This window comes from Photorhabdus stackebrandtii, from assembly GCF_011189495.1.
GTDB classification, from domain to species: Bacteria; Pseudomonadota; Gammaproteobacteria; order Enterobacterales; family Enterobacteriaceae; genus Photorhabdus; species Photorhabdus khanii.
The window spans coordinates 1-591 of the sequence record NZ_PUJV01000168.1 but is presented as its reverse complement, the minus strand read 5'-3'; the positions used below and the strand labels follow the sequence as shown (position 1 = coordinate 591).

At 44.7% G+C, this 591-nt stretch carries 1 protein-coding gene; it reads left to right on the top strand.

The window, feature by feature from the left end; translation table 11 throughout:
* The first annotated feature begins 82 nt into the window (after positions 1-82).
* Entirely contained in the window at positions 83-511 is a 429-nt protein-coding gene (tnpA, locus tag C5470_RS22185) for an IS200/IS605 family transposase (RefSeq protein WP_040154654.1), read from the top strand.
* Positions 512-591 lie beyond the last annotated feature (80 nt).

The window sequence follows — 591 nt, the reverse complement described above, 5'->3', positions numbered from 1 at the left end:
ATTCTTCCATATGAAAGGTTGAAACCACCGACTTTAGTCGGTCAGCTTTAGCTGAGATACTGTGTTGCATGGGAGGTGCAACATGGATTACAGATACGGTAGTCACACAGTATTTCAGATTGAATACCATTTTGTGTGGGTAACGAAATACAGGCACAAAGTGCTGATAGGTGAAGTAGCAATACGGGTGCGCGAGTTAGTTCGTCAGACATGTGAAGCATTTGAAATCAGGATATTAAAAGGAGTCGTGAGCAAAGATCATGTTCACATACTGGTGAGTAGTCCCCCGACATTATCTCCCTCAGAAATCATGAGGAGACTGAAGGGAAGGACAGCGAGTAAGTTGTTTGAAGAGTTTTCGCATCTAAAGAAACGCTACTGGGGTCAGCATTTTTGGGGCAGAGGCTATTTTTGTGCGACGGTGGGTCAGTTAACGGAAGAGATGATAAAGGCTTATCTGGAGCATCATTTTGAACCAAACCCGGATGATAACTTCAGGATGGACAATTGACGCATCGTTCAGCCGATGCGTATCCGGACTTTCAGTCCGTTAATCACTAACCCACCGACTTTAGTCGGTGGTTGTTGAGT

Bases quoted from the DNA above. Each gene is read 5' to 3' on its own strand.
- tnpA (WP_040154654.1), top strand. From the start codon at position 83: ATGGATTACAGATACGGTAGTCACACAGTATTTCAGATTGAATACCAT.